Source organism: Bartonella vinsonii subsp. berkhoffii ATCC 51672, from assembly GCF_902825225.1.
Taxonomy (GTDB): Bacteria; Pseudomonadota; Alphaproteobacteria; order Rhizobiales; family Rhizobiaceae; genus Bartonella; species Bartonella berkhoffii.
This window is the reverse complement of record NZ_CADEAK010000081.1, coordinates 1-763: the sequence shown is the minus strand read 5'-3', so window position 1 is coordinate 763 and position 763 is coordinate 1. Positions and strand designations below refer to the sequence as shown.

Annotated in this window: 1 protein-coding gene; it reads left to right on the top strand. The window is 42.7% G+C overall.

Annotated features, from left to right (window positions below; all coding sequences use genetic code 11):
• Nucleotides 1-465: hypothetical protein (locus tag J7R10_RS08335; RefSeq protein ID WP_208436448.1), on the top strand; the 465-nt coding region annotated here is incomplete at its 5' end.
• Nucleotides 466-763 lie beyond the last annotated feature (298 nt).

Sequence of the window (763 nt, the reverse complement as noted above, 5' to 3'; positions counted from 1 at the left end):
TGGAAGGGAAGGGGAAGGAGGGGGTTCAGGGGGTCTATAGGAGTTAATCATATGACAAAGATTACAACCAAAAATCCTGTTGTTTGTGCGGAGAAAGGGCAGAGGGGACAGCAGGAGAAAGAGGGGGAAGAAAGGAAGGGAGAAAAGAAAGGGAGAAAAAGGAAAAGGAGGAGGGGGGGGGAAGAAAGGGGAAAGGAAAGAAGAAAAGGGGGGAGGGGGAAAAAAAGGGGGGGAGGAAAGGAAACAAGGAGGGAGGGAAGAAAAAAGGAAAGGATGGGAAAGGGAGAAAGAAGGATAAGAAGAAAGGGGAGAAAGGAAAAAAGCGGGAAGGGGAGAAGGGGGGAAAGGGAAGGGGGAGAGGGGGAAGAAGAAAAAGGGAAAGGAAGAGGGGAAAGGGAGAAAAAAGGGAAAGGAGCAAAAATCCGATACAAGAAAGGAAAGGGGGGGGAGAAAAAAGCCTTTTAAGCTTTTGCACAAGAAGAAAAAACAAAATAATGGTTTCTTTTGCCGCCACTTTAATTTTCAAAAGAATCAAAATTGATTGAAAAAACCGAATATAAAAAATAAAATACAACAGAAAAAAAAACGGTAAGCATTTACAAAAAAAATGCCAATTGTGGGAGGAGGGGTTTGGGTTTTTTTTAAGAATTGAAAAACCAGAAATTGGGTTGGTTTGGGGGAATTATATGTTTGTTTTTCTTTGGGGGGGGGGGGGGATGGTTTTTGAAAATATCTTTTGGAGTGGTTGTGGGTGATTTGGAAA